The organism is Sphingobium sp., assembly GCF_036170395.1.
In the GTDB taxonomy this organism is placed as follows: domain Bacteria; phylum Pseudomonadota; class Alphaproteobacteria; order Sphingomonadales; family Sphingomonadaceae; genus Sphingobium.
In genome coordinates this window covers 49964-69779 of the sequence record NZ_JAVHPD010000036.1, presented here as the reverse complement: position 1 = coordinate 69779, position 19816 = coordinate 49964, and the positions used below count along the sequence as shown (strand labels likewise).

General features: G+C 67.1%; 19 protein-coding genes and 1 tRNA gene. 13 read left to right on the top strand and 7 right to left on the bottom strand.

Features of this window, described 5'->3' with window-relative positions; genetic code table 11:
• The first annotated feature begins 101 nt into the window (after positions 1-101).
• From V2B31_RS10260 to V2B31_RS10225, 8 genes are all read left to right on the top strand, one after another.
• Positions 102-1034, top strand: coding sequence for a DnaJ C-terminal domain-containing protein (locus V2B31_RS10260; protein ID WP_328278125.1), 933 nt, complete (start codon positions 102-104; stop codon positions 1032-1034).
• 17 nt (positions 1035-1051) lie between these two features.
• The gene (locus V2B31_RS10255) at positions 1052-2008 is read left to right on the top strand and encodes a YihY/virulence factor BrkB family protein (protein ID WP_328278123.1); all 957 of its coding nucleotides are present in this window, start codon (positions 1052-1054) and stop codon (positions 2006-2008) included.
• The gene (gene fabI, locus V2B31_RS10250) at positions 2005-2811 is read left to right on the top strand and encodes an enoyl-ACP reductase FabI (protein WP_328278121.1); all 807 of its coding nucleotides are present in this window, start codon (positions 2005-2007) and stop codon (positions 2809-2811) included. The genes V2B31_RS10255 and fabI overlap by 4 nt, the downstream gene beginning before the upstream one ends.
• Positions 2812-2815: 4 nt before the next feature.
• Positions 2816-3043 (top strand): DUF4160 domain-containing protein, encoded by a 228-nt coding sequence (locus V2B31_RS10245; RefSeq protein ID WP_328278119.1) that lies wholly within the window; start codon positions 2816-2818, stop codon positions 3041-3043.
• On the top strand, positions 3036-3389 hold the full coding sequence (locus V2B31_RS10240; protein ID WP_328278117.1) for a DUF2442 domain-containing protein: 354 nt from the start codon (positions 3036-3038) through the stop codon (positions 3387-3389). The genes V2B31_RS10245 and V2B31_RS10240 overlap by 8 nt, the downstream gene beginning before the upstream one ends.
• Entirely contained in the window at positions 3386-4468 is a 1083-nt protein-coding gene (gene aroC / locus V2B31_RS10235; RefSeq protein ID WP_328278115.1) for a chorismate synthase, read from the top strand. The genes V2B31_RS10240 and aroC overlap by 4 nt, the downstream gene beginning before the upstream one ends.
• A 286-nt stretch (positions 4469-4754) precedes the next feature.
• Positions 4755-6536, top strand: a complete 1782-nt coding sequence (locus V2B31_RS10230) for an SLC13 family permease (protein WP_328278113.1) — start codon at positions 4755-4757, stop codon at positions 6534-6536.
• A gap of 81 nt (positions 6537-6617) precedes the next feature.
• Positions 6618-7403: a PhzF family phenazine biosynthesis protein gene (locus V2B31_RS10225; protein WP_328278137.1), complete on the top strand. Its 786-nt coding sequence runs from the start codon at positions 6618-6620 to the stop codon at positions 7401-7403.
• Between the two features lie 135 nt (positions 7404-7538).
• On the opposite strand, the gene V2B31_RS10220 is transcribed toward V2B31_RS10225, so the two are convergent.
• Positions 7539-8663, bottom strand: a complete 1125-nt coding sequence (locus tag V2B31_RS10220) for a serine hydrolase domain-containing protein (protein WP_328278111.1) — start codon at positions 8661-8663, stop codon at positions 7539-7541.
• Positions 8664-8700: 37 nt separating this feature from the next.
• Between V2B31_RS10220 and V2B31_RS10215 the strand changes: the two genes are divergently transcribed.
• The 3 genes from V2B31_RS10215 (at position 8701) to V2B31_RS10205 (ending at position 11514) form a co-directional block, all read left to right on the top strand.
• A complete protein-coding gene (locus V2B31_RS10215) occupies positions 8701-9021 on the top strand; it encodes a hypothetical protein (protein ID WP_328278109.1) in 321 nt (106 codons plus the stop codon).
• 178 nt (positions 9022-9199) lie between these two features.
• Entirely contained in the window at positions 9200-10972 is a 1773-nt protein-coding gene (gene recQ, locus V2B31_RS10210; protein WP_328278107.1) for a DNA helicase RecQ, read from the top strand.
• Between the two features lie 113 nt (positions 10973-11085).
• Entirely contained in the window at positions 11086-11514 is a 429-nt protein-coding gene (locus V2B31_RS10205) for a TIGR01244 family sulfur transferase (protein WP_328278105.1), read from the top strand.
• A 173-nt stretch (positions 11515-11687) separates the two neighbouring features.
• On the opposite strand, the gene V2B31_RS10200 is transcribed toward V2B31_RS10205, so the two are convergent.
• Positions 11688-13094 (bottom strand): helix-turn-helix domain-containing protein, encoded by a 1407-nt coding sequence (locus V2B31_RS10200; RefSeq protein WP_328278102.1) that lies wholly within the window; start codon positions 13092-13094, stop codon positions 11688-11690.
• A gap of 27 nt (positions 13095-13121) precedes the next feature.
• On the opposite strand from V2B31_RS10200, the gene V2B31_RS10195 reads away from it, so the two are divergent.
• On the top strand, positions 13122-13409 hold the full coding sequence (locus V2B31_RS10195) for a hypothetical protein (RefSeq protein ID WP_328278141.1): 288 nt from the start codon (positions 13122-13124) through the stop codon (positions 13407-13409).
• A gap of 54 nt (positions 13410-13463) precedes the next feature.
• On the opposite strand, the gene V2B31_RS10190 is transcribed toward V2B31_RS10195, so the two are convergent.
• Positions 13464-15611 (bottom strand): TonB-dependent receptor, encoded by a 2148-nt coding sequence (locus tag V2B31_RS10190; RefSeq protein ID WP_328278100.1) that lies wholly within the window; start codon positions 15609-15611, stop codon positions 13464-13466.
• 113 nt (positions 15612-15724) lie between these two features.
• The gene (locus V2B31_RS10185) at positions 15725-16633 is read right to left on the bottom strand and encodes a LysR family transcriptional regulator (protein ID WP_328278098.1); all 909 of its coding nucleotides are present in this window, start codon (positions 16631-16633) and stop codon (positions 15725-15727) included.
• Between the two features lie 111 nt (positions 16634-16744).
• On the opposite strand from V2B31_RS10185, the gene V2B31_RS10180 reads away from it, so the two are divergent.
• Positions 16745-16818: transfer RNA gene (locus tag V2B31_RS10180), tRNA-Gly, on the top strand.
• Between the two features lie 110 nt (positions 16819-16928).
• On the opposite strand, the gene V2B31_RS10175 is transcribed toward V2B31_RS10180, so the two are convergent.
• From V2B31_RS10175 to V2B31_RS10165, 3 genes are all read right to left on the bottom strand, one after another.
• On the bottom strand, positions 16929-17975 hold the full coding sequence (locus V2B31_RS10175; protein ID WP_328278096.1) for a flagellar motor protein MotB: 1047 nt from the start codon (positions 17973-17975) through the stop codon (positions 16929-16931).
• Between the two features lie 3 nt (positions 17976-17978).
• Positions 17979-18842 carry a flagellar motor stator protein MotA gene (motA, locus tag V2B31_RS10170; RefSeq protein ID WP_328278094.1) on the bottom strand — a complete coding sequence of 288 codons (864 nt, stop codon included), beginning with the start codon at positions 18840-18842 and terminating at the stop codon, positions 17979-17981.
• A 122-nt stretch (positions 18843-18964) separates the two neighbouring features.
• Positions 18965-19810: a flagellin gene (locus V2B31_RS10165; RefSeq protein ID WP_328278092.1), complete on the bottom strand. Its 846-nt coding sequence runs from the start codon at positions 19808-19810 to the stop codon at positions 18965-18967.
• Positions 19811-19816: the final 6 nt, after the last annotated feature.

Genomic DNA, 19816 nt, shown 5'->3' with positions numbered 1-19816 from the left:
GCTGTCGATATGGGCGACGGGGGCGGGCAAGCGTCTTGAATGTGGCCTTCCTATCGTCCACATAGTCATCAAGTGATGCTTTTGTGCAACAGGTAGAGCAGATGGCCGATCCTTACTCCACTCTGGGCGTGGCGCGCAGCGCCAGCGAGGCGGAAATCAAGTCCGCCTATCGCAAGCTGGCGAAGGAACTGCACCCCGACAAGAACAAGGATAATCCGAAGGCGGCGGACCGGTTTTCCGCGGTCACCAACGCCTATGACCTGCTGTCGGACAAGGACAAGCGCGCCCGGTTCGACCGAGGCGAAATCGACGGCGACGGCAATCCGACCGCGCCGTTCGGCTTCGGCGGTGGCGGACCGGGCGGCGGCGGCGGTTTCCGCGGCCAGCCGGGTGGCGGGTTCGACGCGGGCGGGGCGGACTTCGGCGATATTTTCGAAGGACTGTTCGGCGGCGCGGGTCGCCGCGCCGGGGGCGGCTTTGGCGGCGGCGGTTTCGGCCGGCAGGCGCCGCCACAGAAGGGCGCGAACGTCGCCTATCGGCTGGCGGTATCTTTCGTGGATGCCGCGACCCTCAGCCCTCAGCGGATCACGCTTCAGGACGGCAAGACGATCGACCTCAAGCTGCCTGCCGGCGTGGAGAGCGGCACGCAGATGCGCCTGTCGGGCAAGGGCCAGCCGGGGCCGGGCGGCGCTGGCGACGCCATCGTCACGATCGAGGTGAAGCCGCATCCCTTCTTCACCCGCGACGGCGACAATGTGCTGCTCGACCTGCCCATCACTCTCGACGAGGCGGTGAAGGGCGGCAAGGTCAAGGTGCCGACCGTCGATGGCCCGGTGATGCTGGGTGTGCCGGCCGGCGCGTCGTCGGGCAAGACGCTGCGGCTGCGCGGCAAGGGCTTCACCGCCAAGACCGGCCAGCGCGGCGACCAGCTGGTGACGCTCCAGATCGATGTGCCGGCCGACGATCCAGCGATCAAGGCGCTGGTCGAAAGCTGGCAGGACAGCCGCCCGGTCCGCGCCCATCTGGGCGTGTGAGGCGTTAGCAGCGGCTGATGCCGATGCCATCCCCCCTCTCGCCCGAACAGCGCCGCCGGATGGCGCAGGATGCGCGGGCGCGCTGGCATCGGCAGATGGAGCGGGTGCGGCCCGGATCGCATTTCTTCGAGGTGCTGAAGCGCGTCGCGGTCGGCACGTATAGCGACGGCTTCATCCATGCCGGGAACCTTGCCTATCTGTCGCTGATGACGCTCTTCCCCTTCTTCATCGTCGCGGCGGCGGTGGCGAGCATCTTCGGGCGGACGCAGGACGGGGTGCAGGCGGTCAACGCCTTTCTCTATACCGTCCCGCGCGGGGTGGCCGACGTGGTGCGCCAGCCGATCAGCGACGTGCTGAGCGCGCGCAGCGGCCCGCTGCTCTGGCTTGGTGGGCTGGTAGGCCTCTGGACCGTGGGCAGCCTGATCGAGACGATCCGCGACATTCTCCGCCGCGCCTATGGGACCAAGAGCACCAAGCCCTTCTGGCGCTATCGCCTCGGCGCGATCGGCATCACGCTGGTCAGCGTGTTCGCGGTGATGTTCGCCTTCTCGCTCCAGGTCGCGATCACCGGCGTCGATCAGTTTCTCCACCGCATCCTCCCCTTCGCCGACGAAGCGATCGCGCTGGTCGCCTCCGCCAAGCTGGTGCCGATGGGGATATTGTGCGTGGCGCTCTGGTCGCTGTTCGTGGCCTTGACCCCCACCGCCTATAAGGACCGGCGCTTTCCCAAATGGCCCGGCGCGGTCGCGACCGCGCTCTGGTGGTATGGCAGCGTGCTGCTGCTGCCGCCGACGCTGTCGCTGCTGGGCGGCTATGGGCGCACCTATGGCAGCCTGGCGGGGGTCATGATTACCCTCATTTTTTTCTTTCTCGTCGGGCTTGGCGTGGTAATTGGCGCGGAATTGAATGCGGCGCTCGCGGAATTCCCCGATGAGGAAGAGGGCGCAGGCCAAGGGAACGGGACGATAGAATGACAGGCTTGATGGCAGGAAAGCGCGGCCTCATCATGGGGCTGGCCAATGACAAGTCGCTGGCCTGGGGCATCGCCAAGGCGCTGCATGCGCAGGGGGCTGAGCTGGCCTTCTCCTATCAGGGCGACGCGCTGGCGAAGCGCGTGCGGCCGCTGGCGGAACAGGTCGGGTCGGACTTTCTGATCGACTGCGACGTCACGGACATGGAGAAGCTGGATGCCGCTTTCGCGCAGATCGAGAGCCGCTGGGGCAGCCTAGACTTCGTCGTCCACGCGATCGGCTTTTCCGACAAGAATGAGCTGCGCGGCCTCTATGTCGACACCAGCCTGGAGAATTTCCTGCTGACGATGAACGTGTCGGCCTATAGCTTCGTCGCCGTGACGAAGCGGGCGCGGGCGCTGATGCCGAACGGCGGCAGCATCCTGACGCTCTCTTATTATGGCGCGGAGAAGGTCATCCCCCATTATAACGTCATGGGCGTCGCCAAGGCGGCGCTGGAAACCAGCGTCAAATATCTGGCGATGGACCTGGGGCCGGAAAATATCCGGGTGAACGCTATCTCCGCCGGGCCGATCAAGACGCTGGCGGCGAGCGGCATCGGCGACTTCCGCTATATATTGAAGTGGAACGAGCTAAACTCGCCGCTCCGCCGCAACGTCACGATCGAGGATGTGGGCGGCGCGGGCTTCTATCTGCTGTCGGACCTGGCGTCGGGCGTGACCGGGGAAATCCATCATGTCGACGCGGGCTACAATGTCATCGGCATGAAGGCGGAGGACGCGCCCGACATCGCGCTGGAGAAGTGACCTAGTGCCCACGGTCTGGCGCGACGGCAATCTGCGGGTCGTCATCTACACCGACGACCATCCGCCGCCCCATGTCCATGTTTTCGGTGACGGCGAGACGAAGATCGCGCTGATAGAGCCGGAAGTAGTGCGGGTTGTCAGCGCTGACTGGCGGGAGAGTCGACGCGCTCTTACAATCGTGCGAGAAAAGCGCGACTATCTGATCGAAAGGTGGAACGAGATCCATGGGTGAGCTGACCCAGGCGCAGTTTGAAGGAGCGGTGCGGCGCGGCGATCATGATCTCGCGGTCAAGCCGCGCGCCCGCGCCGCGCGCTATGATCGGGACAGCGGCCGGGTGGTGATCGACCTCGTCAATGGCGCGACCTTCTCCTTCCCCGCCTCACTTGCGCAAGGTCTGGAGCAGGCAACCGCCGAGCAGTTGGAGGCGGTCGAGATCGCCGGCGCGGGCTTCGGCCTCCATTGGGAAGAGCTGGACGCAGACCTGACGGTTGAGGGGCTGCTCGCCGGCCGCTTCGGCAGCGCGCGCTATATGGCGGAGCGGTTCGGCCGCGACTGGGACAGCGAAGCGGCGGAATGAGCTTCAACAGCTTCGGTCGTATGTTCCGCTTCAGCACCTGGGGCGAGAGCCATGGTCCCGCCATTGGCGCGGTGGTGGACGGCTGTCCGCCGGGCCTGCCCCTCAGCGAAGCCGACATCCAGCCCTGGCTCGACCTGCGGAAACCCGGCACCTCCAAATTCACCACCCAGCGGCGCGAGCCCGATGAGGTCCGCATCCTCTCGGGCGTGTTCGAGGGGAAGACGACCGGCACGCCGATCAGCCTGATGATCGAGAACACCGATCAGCGGTCCAAGGATTATTCGGAGGTCGCCAAGGCCTATCGCCCCGGCCATGCCGACTATGCCTATGACGCCAAATATGGCTTTCGCGACTATCGCGGCGGCGGGCGATCCTCGGCGCGCGAGACGGCCAGCCGGGTCGCGGCGGGCGCGGTGGCGCGGCTCGTCATCCCGGAGGTCGACATCTTCGCTTATGTGAGCGAGATCGGCGGCGACGCCATCGACTATGCGAATTTCGATCCGTCGCAGATCGGCGCCAATCCCTTCTTCTGCCCCGACCCGGAAGCGGCGAAGCGCTGGGAGGCGCTGGTGGACGAGGCGCGGCTCGACGGATCGTCGCTGGGCGCTGTAGTGGAGTGCGTCGCCTCCGGCGTGCCGGCGGGCTGGGGCGCGCCGCTCTACGCCAAGCTCGACAGCGAACTCGCCAGCGCGATGATGAGCATCAACGCGGTCAAGGGCGTGGAGATTGGCGACGGCTTCGCCGCCGCGCGCCTGCGCGGCGAACAGAATGCTGATCCCATGCGGCCCAATCCCGAAAGGCCCAATGATGGCCCTGTATTCCTGGCCAACCATGCCGGGGGGATCGCGGGCGGCATTTCGACCGGACAGCCGGTCAAGGTCCGCGTCGCCTTCAAGCCCACAAGCTCCATCCTGATCCCGGTCGAGACGGTGACCCGCGAGGGCGAAGCGTCCGACATCATCACCAAGGGGCGGCACGACCCCTGCGTCGGCATTCGCGGCGTGCCGGTGGTCAAAGCGATGATGGCGCTGGTGCTCGCCGACCAGAAACTGCTCCATCGCGCCCAATGCGGGCAATGATGCGCCGAATCGAGCCGGTCGCGTCGAAAAGCGCGAGACGACTCAGCCATGCTACGATAGGATGACGATCAACGCCCGCGGGAGGGCGTGCGGCAGAGCGTAAGCCTGGGGAGCGTCACCGCGTATCACGCGGACTGACGGTCAAAGCGTCCCCTGATCGCCGCGACACGGGCCAGCCATGCACCCATGGCTGGCCCATTTCGTTGCAGTATGGCAACCATGGCGCGCGCGCTTCGTTGCGCCAGGAAAGAGACGCGACCACGCGATCTTCGGGGGCTGACCACATATGCATTTCCTCACCGCACTGATCGGCATCTATCGTGCGGAAATCGGCCTGCTGATCCTCGCCGCCATGTTCCTCGCCTTCGTGCGCGAACGCTATTCGCCCACCGTCGTCGCGGTGGTGGGCGCCTGCGCCTTCGCGCTGCTCGGCCTCATCGACGAACAGAGCCTCTTCTCGGTCTTTTCCAACAGCGCGCCGCTGACCGTGGGGGCGATGTTCGTGCTGTCGGGCGCGCTGATCCGCACCGGCGTCATCAGCCGGGTCGCCGACCGCATCATGGCGCGGGCGGAGCGGCATCCGCGCCTTGCCCTTGCCGAAGTCACCGCTGGCGGGCTGCTGCTGTCCGCCTTCCTCAACAACACGCCGGTGGTCGTGCTGCTGATCCCGATCATGTTCACCCTGGCGCAGGCAACCGGCTATCCGGTCAAGAAGCTGCTCATCCCCATGAATGTGCTCGCGGTGCTGGGCGGGTGTCTGACGTTGATCGGCACGTCGACCAATCTGGTCGTCGCCGGCATCGCGCGCGATCAGGGGATGGAGCCCTTCGGCATATTCGACATCACCCCCTATGCGCTGGCGGGGGTAGCGGCGGGGATCGTCGGCCTGCTCGGGCTCAGCTGGCTGCTGCCCAGCGACCCGCCGACCATCGCCGGGGAGAATGGCGGCAATGTGCAGGACTATCTCACCACTTTGGTCGTGCGCGCCGATAGCGACCTTGTGGGGCGGGAAATCGGATCGCTCGCGCTGTTCGGCCGGTCGGTCGTGCTGCTCGGCCTCAAGCGCGGCGGCGAGATACGGCGGAAGGATATCGCTGCGGAGGAACTCCACGCCGGCGATCATCTGATCGTTCGGGCCGACGGCGCGGCGTTGATGACTTTGCGCGAATCGCACCAGTTCGACCTCGGCATCGCGTCGGACTCGGCGCTCTCGTCGCAGGACGGCACGGTGGTGGAGGCGATGATCGCGCCCAGCCATCCGTCGATCGGCGAACGGCTGATCGACATTCCCTTCCTTCATGCGCTGCGAGTCCGCATCATCGGCATCCATCGCGCGCGCCATGTTCCCGGCCCGGATCTCGCGACGACGCGGGTGCGCGGCGCGGACCGGCTGCTGATCGCCGGCGGCATCGACGCGATGCGCGCGCTGCGCGACAATCCGCATCTGATCGGGGTCGATGTCAGCCGCGTGCGCGCCTTTCGCCGGCAAAAGGCGTGGATCGCCGTCGCCGCAATGGCGGGCGCGGTGCTGCTGTCGGCCTTCGACGTGATGGGCATCGGCATGGCGGCGGTGCTGGCGGTCGGCCTCATCCTCATCACCCGCTGCATCGACCCGGAGGAAGCCTGGGCCGCGATCGACGGCGACGTGCTGATCCTCATCTTCGCGATGCTGGCGGTGGGGCTGGCGCTGGAGCAGGCGGGCAGCGTCGCGCTGATGGTCGGGTGGGTGACGCCGCTGCTGCAACATGCGCCGCCCTGGGCGCTTATCTTCCTGATCTACTTCTTCTCGCTGCTGCTGTCCGAACTGCTCAGCAACAATGCGGTCGCGGCGCTGCTGACCCCCATTACCATCGCGTTGGCGCATCAGCTGGGCGCCGATCCGCGCCCGCTGGTGATCGCGCTGATGATCGGCGCGTCGGCCTGTTTCGCGACGCCGATCGGCTATCAGACCAACGCGCTCGTCTATGCGGCGGGCGACTATCGCTTTTCCGATTTCGTGCGGATCGGGGTGCCGCTCAACATCATCGTCGGGGTGGCGGTGTGCAGCGCGCTGGTGCTGATCGGCTGAACGGCCACTGCCGCGCCGCCGGCCCTGTCGCCCAGGCGCAGGGGCGGGCATGGAGGCGACGACGCTATGAGGACCGATCCCATGACCAGCCTGCCCTTCACCCAGGTCGACGCCTTCGCCGACGCCCCCTTCACCGGCAATCCGGCTGCCGTCATGCCGCTCGATACGTGGCTGGATGACGCCACGCTTCAGGCCATAGCGGCGGAGAACAACCTCTCCGAAACCGCCTTCACCGTGCCGACTCTCGACGACCCGGAAGCGGATTATGCGCTGCGCTGGTTCACCCCCGCGGTCGAGGTCAAGCTGTGCGGCCATGCCACGCTGGCGAGCGGCCATGTGCTGATGCAGGGGGATACGATTCGCTTCCGCACCCGCCATGCCGGGGTGCTGACCGTGACGCGCGAGGGGGAGGGCTATGCCCTGTCGCTGCCCGCCTGGGGCATGGAGCCGCGCCCGCTGCCTCATCTGGCAGAGGGGCTGGGCGGCGCACCGGTCGAGAGCTTCTGGCGCGAGGGCGGCTACAGCCTCTTCCTCTTCCCCGAAGAAGCGGCGGTGCGCGCCCTGACACCGGACTTCGCCGCGCTGAAGCGTCACGGCGACGTGATGCTGATCGCCACCGCACCGGGCACGGAGACCGACATCGTCAGCCGCGTCTTCGTGCCCGGCGGCGGGGTGGACGAAGACCCGGTGACCGGCTCCGCCCATTGCCTGCTCACCGCCTTCTGGGCCGACCAGCTGGGGCGAGAGGATTTTAGCGCCTATCAGGCTTCCGCGCGCGGCGGCTACTTGGGCTGCCGGATCGACGGCGACCGCGCGGTCTTGACCGGACAGTGCCGCACCGTGATCGAGGGCCGCTTTTTGCTGTAGCCCGAACCAGTCGTGTCAAAACCTGTTCCGTCACCCCGGACCTGATCCGGGGTCCCGCTGCCTTTGCGACAGCTGCGAAGAAGTGGGACCCCGGGTCGAGCCCGGGGTGACGATGTTTCGAAAGGTGGCGGTAATCTAACCCGGAAACAGCCCCACCAGCTTCGCCAGCGCCGTCCGCACCGCGCGGCGCTGCTCCTTCTCCGGCGACATGCCGATCCGCACCACCGTCAGCCGCTGAGAGGGCGAGACGAGAATATATTGCCCATTATGCCCGACGCAGCCGAACAGGCTCGCGGGCGCCTGCCCCGGCATCAGCGCGCTTTCGGAACTCTCCCGGTTCAGCCACAGATGCAGCCCATAGGCCGGGTTGCTGGCCGACGGCGTGGTCATGAGGTCGATCCACTTTTCCGGCAATATCTGGTGCCCGCTCGGTCCCCGGCCTCGCCGGCGCAGCAGTTCGCCAAAGCGGCCATAATCGCGCGCGGTCATGTGCAGGATGCTGCCGCCGATCATCGTGCCGGCGGCGTCATATTCCGCCGTCAGGCTGGACAGCCCCGCCGGCCCTTTCAGCCGCCCGTCGATGAACATCTGCATCGCCCGCCGCCGCGCGTCGGGATCGGCGCTGTTGGCCAGCATCCGGGTCATCAGGTCGGCCAGGATCAGCGTGCTGCCGGTCGAATAGGAAAAGCGGTCGCCCGGCGGATGGGCCAGCGGCTTCGCTTCGGCGAAAGCCGCCATGTCCTGCGCCCCGTCCAGGAACAGCATCCGCACGGTATCTCCGTCGGTCACTGGCTCGCCATCCTCGACATGGTCGAGGCCCGAACGCATCGTCAGCAACTGCCGCAGCGTGATCCGCCCGCGCGGATCGCCCGGCTGGCTCCAGGCGGGCACCGGCAGCGGCGAATCGAGCGCCAGCCGCCCGTCCGCCACCATCAGCCCGACCAGCACCGCCGTCACGCTCTTCGCCATCGACCAGGACAGCAGCTTCGTCTCCGGCCCGAAGCCCGGCGCATAGCGTTCCGCCACGATTTTGCCGTCGCGCATCACCAGCAGCGCGCGGGTCTGGCCCATCGTCTCGTCGTCGAACAACGGGTCGATCGCGCCGCGCAGCGCGCTCTCCCCCACTACCGCATCGGCCGCGACCTGATAGAGCGGGGCAGGCTGCTGCTCCGCGCGCACCGCCAGCCCCGCGACGGCGAGAAGCGCGACGATCCCCGCGCCCGCGCCAAGGCGCTTTACGATTCGGCTGTCGATCTGCATAAGCCGGCGCCCTTATAGAATGGGATCGAAAAGGACCATGGCTGTTCGCCGGAGATGGTGGATCATAGCGGCGCTGCTCGTTTTGGCGCTGCTTGGCCTTGTCGCCTGGCAGGGCGCGAGCCTGGCCGCCCGCGCGCGGCTCGGCGCCGCCTATGGCGCGCGGCTCGGCTGCTCCTGCCGCTATGTCGAGGGGCGGGCCATGGGCAGCTGCGCCGACGACAAGGAACCCGGCATGGCGCTGGTCCGGCTGGAGGATGTACCCGAAGAAAAGGCGGTGCGCGCCAGCGTCCCCCTCCTCGCCACCCGCACCGCGCGGTTCAAGGCGGGCTGGGGCTGTCTGCTTGAGCCGGTGAGGTGATGCTTCAAAAAATCCTCCTCTGTAAGGGGAGGGGGACCGCCCGCGTAGCGGGTGGTGGAGGGGTGTCCCGCTATCGATAGCGTGACACCCCTCCGTCTGACCTACGGTCAGCCACCTCCCCTTCAAGGGGAGGATGAAGAGGCTGGCCCCATCACCCCCCACCCGCTAAGGCCGCCCGATGCCGCGCGACATCCCGACGCTTCTCCACGACATATTCGGTTTCACCGCCTTTCGCGGCGTTCAGGAACAGGTCGTCGGCCGCGTCATGGCGGGGCGGCCGACGCTCGCGATCATGCCGACGGGCGCGGGCAAGTCGCTCTGTTATCAGCTCCCCGCCGCCGCGCTCGACGGCTGCTGCGTGGTCGTTTCGCCGCTCATCGCCTTGATGCACGATCAGCTGCGCGCCGCCAATGCGGTTGGCCTGCGCGCCGCCAGCCTCACCAGCGTCGACGCCGACTGGCGCGAGACGCAGGACCGCCTGCGCAACGGCGACCTCGACCTTCTCTATGTCGCGCCCGAGCGGGCAAGCGGGGAGGGGTTCCGCAGCCTGCTCCGCTCGGCGAATATCGCGCTCTTCGCTATCGACGAAGCGCATTGCGTGTCCGAATGGGGCCATGACTTCCGCCCCGACTATCGCCTGCTGCGTCCGTTGCTGGACGAGTTCCCGAGCGTCCCCCGCCTCGCCCTCACCGCCACGGCCGATGCGCACACGCGCGCGGACATTCTCGTCCAGCTCGGCATCCCGGAAGACGGCCTCATCATCTCGGGCTTCGATCGGCCCAATATCCGCTACGCCGTCCATCCGCGGGACGGCCTCAGCCATCAGCTCGCCGACCTGCTCGCCACCGAAAAGGGGCCGGGCGTGGTCTATGCACAGACCCGCGCCGCGACCGAGAAGCTGGCCGAAACGCTGGGGCGAAGCGGCCGCCCGGTGCGCGCCTATCATGCCGGCATGGAGCCGGCCCAGCGCGCCGCCAACCAGGCCGCCTTCATCGCCAGCGAGGATATGGTGATGGTCGCCACCGTCGCCTTCGGCATGGGCATCGACAAGCCCGACGTGCGCTTCGTCGCCCATGCAGGCCTGCCGAAATCGATCGAGGGCTATTATCAGGAATCGGGCCGCGCCGGGCGCGACGGCGAGCCGGCGGTCGCCCATCTCTTCTGGGGCGCGGAGGATTTCGCCCGCGCGCGGATGCGGATCGCCGAACTGGAGCCGTCCCGCCAGCAGGGCGAGCGCGCGCGGATCGCAGCATTGGGCGCGCTGGTCGAGACGGCGACCTGTAGGCGGGCGATCCTGCTCCGCCACTTCGGCGAAAGCCCGCCGCCCACCTGCGGCAATTGCGATAATTGCCTGTCACCCCCCGCCAGCGTCGACGCGACCGAGACCGCGCGCAAATATCTCTCCGCCGTCTATCGCACCGGGCAGAGCTTCGGCGCGGGCCATATCGAGGCGGTGCTGACCGGCGCGCCCAATGACAAGGTGCGCGAGCGCGGGCATGACAAGATTTCCGTCCACGGCATCGTCGGCGGCGAGGAGGCGGCGCTGCTCCGCCCGGTCCAGCGCGCCCTGCTGGTGCGCGACGCGCTGGAGACCACCGAGCATGGCGGGCTGATGCTCGGCCCCAACGCCCGCCCGATCCTGCGCGGCGAGGAGGTGGTGCGCATCCTGATGCCCCCAAAGCGCGAGCGCCGCGCCCGCAACGCCCGCACCGGCGCGGAAGCGAACCCGGTCGGCGATCCGCTGTTCGACGCGCTGCGCGCCTGCCGCCGCGAACTGGCGCAGGAGCAGGGGGTGCCGCCCTATGTCATCTTCCACGATTCGACCCTGCGAGAAATGGCCGAGCAGCGCCCGTCCAGCATCCGCGAGCTGAGCCATATCAGCGGCATCGGCCAGAAGAAGCTCGACGCCTATGGCGATGCCTTCCTCGCCGCGATCCGGCCGTTCCTTTAACGCCTGCGGCGCAGCCGCTTCTTCACACACTCAGCGCCCTCTGCGCCTCTGCGCGAACAAAATCTTGAAACCTTCGCCCCGCCGTCGCATGGCTCGCGCAAAGGAGAAGCCCCATGTTCCGCAAGCTCACCGACCGCGTCCTCGTATCGCCCCAGATCAGCGTGGAGCAAGTGGCGGAGGCCAAGGCGCAAGGGGTGACGATCATCGTCAACAATCGCCCCGACGACGAGGAGCCGGGCCAGACCAACGGCGCGGAGATCGAGGCCGCGGCGAAAGCGGCGGGGATCGCCTATGTCGCCGTGCCGGTGTCGCATGGCGGTTTCGCGCCGTGGCAGCTCGACGGCATGGCCCAGGCGCTGGAACAGGCGGAGGGCGGCAAGATGCTGGCCTATTGCCGGTCGGGCACGCGCAGCACTTTGCTCTGGGCGCTGACCCGCGCCCGCGCCGGCGACAATGGTGATGTGCTGGCGGCGCAGGCGGCGGCGGCGGGCTATGATATCAGCCCGGTGCGGCAGGTGATGGATACGCTCAAGCCGCAATAAACAGGGGTGTCCGAAGGCGCAGTCATATTGATTGCTGTTCCCCGGCGCAGGCCGGGGTCCAGTCCCACGCTCTGAACTGGATCCGTGATGGGAGTCGCGCGCCTCCCATCAACTGCGCCGGGGAACAGCTACTAAGGGCGATGCTTAAACAGATTCAGCATGACGGTTGGACTTCAAACCCGCCTAAACGGAAACGGCGCAGCCGTCCGCTCGTAACTATGCAGGTCCAGCGCCCGTGTAACGGGCGGCAGGGCGCGGTCCGGGCAATCGCGCCGCTCGCACAGTGGACAGGTCGGCCCGACGCCGGTCGCCTCGCCCCTTTCCACATCAAGCCCGTCCGCATGAACGATCCGCCCCGCATGTTTCGCCTCGCAGCCGAGCGCCACCATTGACCGTCCCCGCGCGCGCCCACGCGGCAGCGCCACCGCCAGCGTCACGAACCGACGCCCCTCCAGCGTCTCGATGAGCTGCGCCGCGATGCTGCCGTCCGCCGGCGCGTCGGTTGCGTCCCAGCGCGGGCAAATGCCGCCATAGCGCGCGAACGGCCAGGCCTCGCCATCGAAGCGCTTGGCGACGATGCCCGCCCGGTCGATCTTCGCCATGAAGAAGGGGATGCCGCGCGCGCCGGTGCGGTTGAGGCTGGTCAGGCGATGGGCGATCTGCTCGGCCGAAACCCCGAAGCGGTCGCGCAGCAGCGGCAGGTCGTAGCGGCTCTGCTCGGCCGCCTGGCGGAAGCGGTCATAGGGCATGATGAGCGCAGCGGCGGCATAATTGGTGAGCGCGATCTGCGCCAGCCGGCGGCTGTCCTCGTCGGGCGGGGCGGCGCGGGCGATTTGCGCCGCGATCGCCTCGGCCAGTTCCTGCGCACAGAGCTGATAGGCGATGGCGAACAGTCGCCCCGACGCCGCCAGCCGCTCGCTCAGCATCAGCCGGCGGCGGTGCATGTCATAATGGCGCAGCGTTCCGGCCAGTATCTCGGCGCGCACGAGCTGCACCGCCATGCCGTGCCGGTCCTTCAGCCGCGCGCGCAGCGCCGTCTGGAGGAGGGCCGGATCGTCGGGCAGTTCGCTCGCCAGGCTTTCCGCGCCTGCATCGATTTCCGCGAAATGATTGCCCGAGCGCGCGATCGTCTCGCGCAGCCAGTCGAGCGGCGCGACCAGGGGGGCGGGGGCGCGATCGGCGGCGGCGGCGTCGCCCGGCAGGCGTCGCAAATCGGTCAGCGCGCGATAGAAGCGGGCGATCGCTTCGCTGACGCCGGGGTAATTTTCCGCGACCTCCAGTACTTCGTCGCGCGCGATCCCGATGTCGCGCACCAGCGCATCGGACAATATCTCGCCCAATTCGCCCGGCCCGCCCTCGGCCGGGGTCGCGGTGAAGTCACGAATGTCGATGTCGTAGGTGTTGGCGAGCCGCAGCAGCATCTGCGCCGTTAGCGGCCGCTGGTTGCGCTCCAGATGGTTGAGATAGCTGGGAGAAACCCCAAGCCCCTCGGCCATGCGGGTCTGATTGAGGCCCAATTCGCGGCGCAGCACGCGCAGCTTCGGCCCCAGATAGAGTTTACGGTCGTTGATCTCTGCCATTTGGTCATAATGTCATACTATGACATTATGACCAAATCTTATCGTGACTATCGGCCACTCATCGGCCTTCCAAAGTGCGTACAGCTGTTCCACTCGCTGTTCCACTTAGGCCGCAAGGCCGCAGACGGAAAGGACGCCACCATGACCAGCGACACGATGACGAAGCCCGAACCTGCCCGTTCGCGGGCGGTTTTCAGCCAGGAGGATTTCGGCCTGATCCGCACCGCCATCGCCCATTATCTGCGCGAGGTGCAGGACCAGCCGGAATCGGTCAAATATGCCAATCTCTATCACCGGCTCGGCCGCGTCGCCTGACGCCTTGGCCTGAGCCGGCGAAGCGGCCGGGGCGGGGAGGCCCCGGCCGCTTCGTCAGAGCGAAAAGCGCGCCGTCAGCCTGATATCGCGCCCGGCGAGCGGCGCATAATCCTTGAGGAAGCTGGCGTGCCGCCGCGCTTCCACGTCGAACAGGTTGTTCGCTGACAGCATCAGCGTGGTGCGGTCGTTGCCCATGAGCGGCTTAAACGACAGCGACGCATTGACCATCGTGTAGCCGTCGGTCGGGGTCTCGAAGCCGGTCACACGGTCCTGATCGAATACATGCTCCACCTCGGCGCGGGCGGAGAAGCGCTCGCCTTGCGCCTCGACCCCGCCCAGCAGGCGGAGCGGCGGAATGCGGGGCGCGGGGCCGCTGCCCTTGATCGTCGCCCGGACATAGTCGGCAAGGCCATCGGCGGCGATCTTCGTCGTGCCGATCGTCGCCAGCGTGACCGAAGCCTCCGCCTCGAACCCATAATAGCGCGCGTCCGCCTGCGCATAGGCATAGCAGGGGAATTCGAGTTCCTCGCCGCCATTCACCGCCTGGCAGACGCTGTCGTCCGCAACGCTTTCGTAGATATAGCCGCTGAACCAGTTGTGATAGGCCGCGAGGCTGAGGCTGTAGCCCGCGCCCGATCCACGCAGCGTGCCTTCCACGCCCCAACTCTTTTCCTTGCCGAAATCGGGATTGCCCAGCTCGAACGCCTGCGTGCCGGCATGATTGCCGCGCGCGAACAATTCCTCGGCCGACGGCGCGCGCTCGCTGCGCGAGAGGTTGAGGCCGATGCGCCAGTCGGGCAGGATCGCCTGGCTGATGCCCAGCGAGCCGGAGACAGCGTCAAAGCTGCGGTTGCGGCCGTCGAAGAAGAGGGCGTCGTCGGCGTCGGCGCTCAGCCTGCTATGCTCGTAGCGCGCCCCGCCCTCGATCCGGGTCGCGCCCAGGTCCAGCGATTGCAGGGTGAAGACGCCGAACTGCTCGGTCTGGTTGCGGGGCAGGAATTTCTCTTCGCCCACCACTTCGAACCGGCGGGTGAAATATTGCACCCCCGACGCCCCGTCCCATCCGCCGCGCTTGGCCTGCACGAACTCCAGCCGGCTTTCCATCGATTGATTGTCGAAGGTCGTGCCGACCTCGCCCGACGGCTCGATCTCCTCATGCTGATAGTCGGCATAACCAGCGCGGAAGCGGATGCTGTCGAGGAAACCGCCATTGACCGCCACCTCGCTGCGCAGGTCCACGCGGGTCTGCTTCATCGCCAGCGTCACATCCTCGTGGCTATGGCCCTCCTCTTCCTCATGACCCTCATGATCCTCATGCTCTTCCGCCACCTCGTATCGCGACGGCACGCCGTAGCGGCTGTCGGTATGGGCGACCGAAACCCCGAGATTACCGCCCGTCCCGATATAGGCGAAGCCGCCTGCGACTTCCCAACTCCGCGCCGCGCTGTTGGGCAGCTTGCCGCGCAGGCTGGCAAGGTCGCGTATCTCCGCCTCGTCGCTCGCCGCCGCCTGCGCGCGCAGCGCCGGGGTGAGGATATAGCTGCCGGTGTCGAGATTGCCGGTCTTGCTGTAGCTGCCGTCGAGATGGACGACGAAATTGTTGGTCAGCGGCACCTCGATCTCGCCCGATCCGCTGCGCTCATTGGCGGCGCTGCCATAAGTGCCGAGCGCGTCGATATGCACCGGCTCGTCGGGCACGCGGCGCGGTATGCGGCTGTCGATCACATTGACCACGCCGCCGATTGCTGACGACCCATAGAGCAGCGCCGAAGGTCCGCGCAAAATCTCGATCCGGTCGGCGGTCAACGGATTGATCGCGACGGCATGATCGACCGAGGTGTTCGACACGTCGAAGCTGCCGATGCCGTCGGTCAGGATGCGCACCCGCTCGCCCTGAAAGCCGCGCAGGATCGGGCGCGAGGCGTTGGGGCCGAAGGAGGTGGCGGAGACGCCCGGCTGCCGCGCCAGCGTCTCGCCGATGCTGGGGCGCAGCTCGCGCGTCAGCTGATCGCCGGACACCACCGTGGTGCCTGACAGGATATCGCCCTGCCGCCGGGGGATGAGGGCGGTGACGACGATGTCGGCGCGCTGGTCATGATAGGCGCTCTGGTCGGCAGCGGCATCGGGCGCCTGGGCGAGAGCGGGCAAAGCGAGGCAGAGCGGCAGGGCGCAGCCGGCGCGGAGCATCATGAGGCGAGACATGGAGGATCAACCCTTTGTGGTTCTGGTCTGGATGAGACCCTGTATCCCGCATGTTACATCATATCAACATCGATTCGCCGCATTTTCGCTGCGGCGCATCAAGGACGTTGCTGTTAGAGGAACAGGAAGTCGGCGAGCGCCTCGACGGCTGCTTTCTCCTTGGCGCGCGGGCCGACCGCCTGCCTCACCTCGATTCCCGGCAGCGGCATATCGAGCGCCAGACGCGCGATGCCGGGCATTCGCCCCAGGTCGCGCGCCAGCGGGCCGAAAGCGGGGAAGCACCCCACGCCCTCGCGCAGCGCCGCGACGATCGCCGCCATGTCGTCGCTTTCCAGCAGCAGCGGCCCCAGCGCCGCCCGCCCGCGCGTCAACGCGGCATCGGTCACCTGCCGCAACCCGCCGCCCGGCTCCAGCGCCAGCGCCGGCGTGATCGCCAGCGTATCGCGGCTCACCGTCTCCGCTCGGCTGAGCGGATGGGCGCTGCCGGCATAGAGGCTCAGCGGTTCCGACCAGCCATAGCGGGAGGGGAGGTCGTCCGGCTCTTCCAGCGCATAGAAATAGACGATGTCGGCCCGCCCCGCCGCCAGCGCGTTCGCAGCGTCTCGCGCTGTGTGGACATGCAGGTCGAGCGTGATCGCAATGTCCTCGTTCGCCGCCTCGAACGCCGCGAGCGCATCCTGCAAATGGCCGAACACCGGCGCCGGCGCGGCGAGCACCAGCGCCGCGCGCGGCAGCTCGGCCGGGCGGAGAGGGGCTGCAGGCGCCGCGTCAACGCTTTCCAGCGCGGGTGAATCCTCCCCCAGCAACGTCATCGCCTGCGCCGTCTTGCGCCCCGCCGCCGTCAACCGCGCCGCGCCCGCCGGATCGTCGAACAGACGATAGCCCAGGCGCATTTCCAGTGCTGCGATCTCGGCCAGCACCTGATCGACCCCGACCCCCAGATCGTCCGCGCACCGCGCCGCGCTGCCCGCCGCCATCATCTGCGCGAAAAGGTCCAACTGGCGCAGGGATGGGCTGTCCATGGGGCATGTGATAGAGGAAAGCAGCGGACGGCGTAAGCGCGTTTCTGCGCCGGGCGCGCGAAGCCGGGTTGACGAACCCTGCCCGGAAATGGCAGGGCGCTGCTCTGCCGAGCGGGTATAGCTCAATGGTAGAGCACTAGCCTTCCAAGCTTGTGATGCGGGTTCGATCCCCGCTACCCGCTCCAGCTTTTTCCTTCCTGACTCCGCCGTTTTTACCGCCATTCGCCAGCCTCGGCGGGGTGATTGCGCGGTGACGATGCGGCCAGCGCGTCCCCACGTCGCCTCACGCAGAGGGTCAGTGCTTGCCGGGCTTGCTCGACGTGCCGGGCGCGGTCGGGTTGACGAGCTGTGCGCCGGTGGGGAGGGCGGTGCCGCCCATGTCGATCTTTTGCGCGGCTGCGTGGGCGGCGCGGACGGGATCGTCGCGTTCCTTGATCGCCGCCTGGGTTTCGGCGTCGAGGTCGTCGTCACCACCTCCGCCGCCGCGGGTCCAGCCCAGGATGATCGACATGCGGCGGTTGCGCGGGTCGTAGGCATCGGCCTTGATGAAGGGCTCGCGGTCGGCGACGCCCTCGATCCGGGCGAAGCGTGCATTGGGGATGCCGGTTTCGGCCAAAGCCTTGCGCGTCGATTCGGCGCGGGCGGAGGAGAGCATCCAGTTGTTCATCGTCCGCCCCGCCGCATAGGGCAGGCCGTCGGTATGGCCGCGCACGATCAGCGGGTTGGGCATGGTCTGGAGCGCCTGCGACACTTCGGCGATCAGCGCGCGCGCCTGCGGCACGAGCTGGTCGGTGCCCGACTGGAACATGGCGAAATCGGCTTCGTCGATGAGGTCGATGCGCAGCCCCTCGCGGGTTTCGGTGAAGCGCACATTCTTGCGCAGCTTCGCCAGCCCCTTCTTGGTCATACGGTCTTCCAGGCCCTTCTTGATCGCCTCGAACCTTTGCCGGTCGACGGCGCGCATCGCCTTGCCGCCCTGCTCCTTCGTGCCGGTGGCGTCGCGCGGAATGGTGATGGAGAGGTTGCCCTGACCGCCGGTGGTGGGATAATTTTCCTTGCCCGTCAGGCTGTCGCCGCCCAGCAGGCCGGTCGATCCGGCCGAGGCCATCTTCAGTTCCACCAGCGTGGGCGTGAAATAGTCGGCAAGCGCCTTGCGTTGCTTCTCGGTGGTCGCGCCCAGCAGCCACATCAGCAGGAAGAAGGCCATCATCGCCGTCACGAAGTCGGCATAGGCGACCTTCCACGCGCCGCCATGATGGCCGCCATGCCCGTCGACGATGATCTTCTTGACGATGATCGGCCTTGGTTCGGGCTCGTTCGCGCCGCGCTTCTTCTCGGCCATGGCTTATTTGTTCCGCATGCCGTCGAACACCTCGGCGAAGCCGGGCTGGTTGGCATGGATCAGGCTGGAGCGAGCGGCCTCGATTACCAAGGGCTGCGGGTGGCCGTGGAGCGAGGCGATGATGATCTGCTTTACCACATGATAGATGGCGCCGTCCTGCTCGATCACCGCGCGGCAGCGATTGGCGAAGGGGTTGACCATGCCATAGGCGAGCAGCACGCCAAGGAAGGTGCCGACCAGCGCCGAGCCGATCATCGCGCCCAGCACCGACGGCGGCTGGTCGATCGAGCCCATGGTCTTGACCACGCCCAGCACCGCCGCGACGATGCCGAGCGCGGGGAGGGCGTCCGCCAGCCCTTGCAGATTGTCGGCGGGCTTCAGAGCTTCGTGATGATGGGTCTTGAGGCTGTTGTCCATCACCTCCTCGACCGCGTGCGGATCGAGCGTGCCGGAGGACACGACGACGAGGCGCAACGTGTCGCTGATGAGATGGATCAGCGTCTTGTCCTTCATCAGCTTGGGATATTCGGCGAAGATGGGGGAGGTGCCCGGATCCTCGATATGCGGCTCCAGCGCGACCGGCCCTTCGACGCGCAACGTCTTCATGAGCTTGCTGACGAGGAAGATGCAGTCGAGGAAATCCTGCTTCTTGTAGGCCGGCCCCTTGAACACTTTGGCAAGGCCGCCGCCCAGGGCTTTGAGGTCTGCGCCCGAATTGCCGATGATGAGCGCGCCGACGGCCGCGCCGCCGATGATGAGCATTTCGTGGGGGAGGGCGTGCAGCACGGGGCCGATGTCGCCGCCGGTGAAGACGAAGCCGCCGAACACCATGCCGAGCAGGACGACCAGGCCGATGATTGGAAACATGCTTATCCCCGAAAATTATGGCCCGAAGGCGCCCCGCATCGTCAACATCGCAGACTATGCCTGTCAGATGGTTAATACGGACCGAGGGGCGCCCGCTTTAGGGCTGCCCGCCCGATTTGCGATCAGCTGATGAGGTCGAACAAGGTCTTCTGGTTGATCCGCGCAAAGGCCGACTGTGCCGCGTCGAGTTGCAGCAGGTTGGATTGCAAGCGCGAGATAACCTCCTGAAGATCGGTGGATTCAAGGTCCGCTCGGCGTTCGGTCAAATCCGTGTCGATTTCGGTCAGCCGATTGCCGATCGTTTCCAGCCGGTCGCCGCGCACACCCTGCCTGGCCTGCTCGACGACGATGTGAGACTGCCCCGCTTTCACCGCATCCACCGAGGCGGCGATGGCGCTGTCGTCCTTCGCCTCGACCGCCGCGATAGTCTGCGCCATGATGGCGTCGAGCGACATCGGCGTGCCATTGACGTCGATGCCCTCCGACACCTCCTGCCGCGTACCCACGACCGCGAGGTTGAGGCCACGGCTGACGGGGACCAGGGTGCTTTGCTGGTCGTCGAACACCGGCGTGCCTTGATAATCCTTCTGGTTCAGCAACTCGTTGATGGTCGTGCGGATCGTCGTCATTTCCTCGACGATCGCGGCGCGGCTGGTGTCGTTGAGCGATCCGTTGCGGGCCGAGGTCGCCAGTTCCTGCGCGCGGGTCAGGAGATTGTCGATTTCCGACAGATTTGCTTCCGCATTGCCGGCGCGGGCGGTGCCGTAGCTGACATTCGCCGCCCATGCCGCCTGCTGCGCCTGGGCGCGGCCGACTTCGGACACCTGCACCCAGGCGAGCACATCGTCCGACGCCCGGTTGAGGGTCACGCCGGTCGAGATCGCCGTCTGACCCTTCATAATGTCCTGCGACAATTTCTGCTGCCGGCGCATTTCGGCGAGCATGATCTTGTGGGTGATGCCTACCATAAGTCA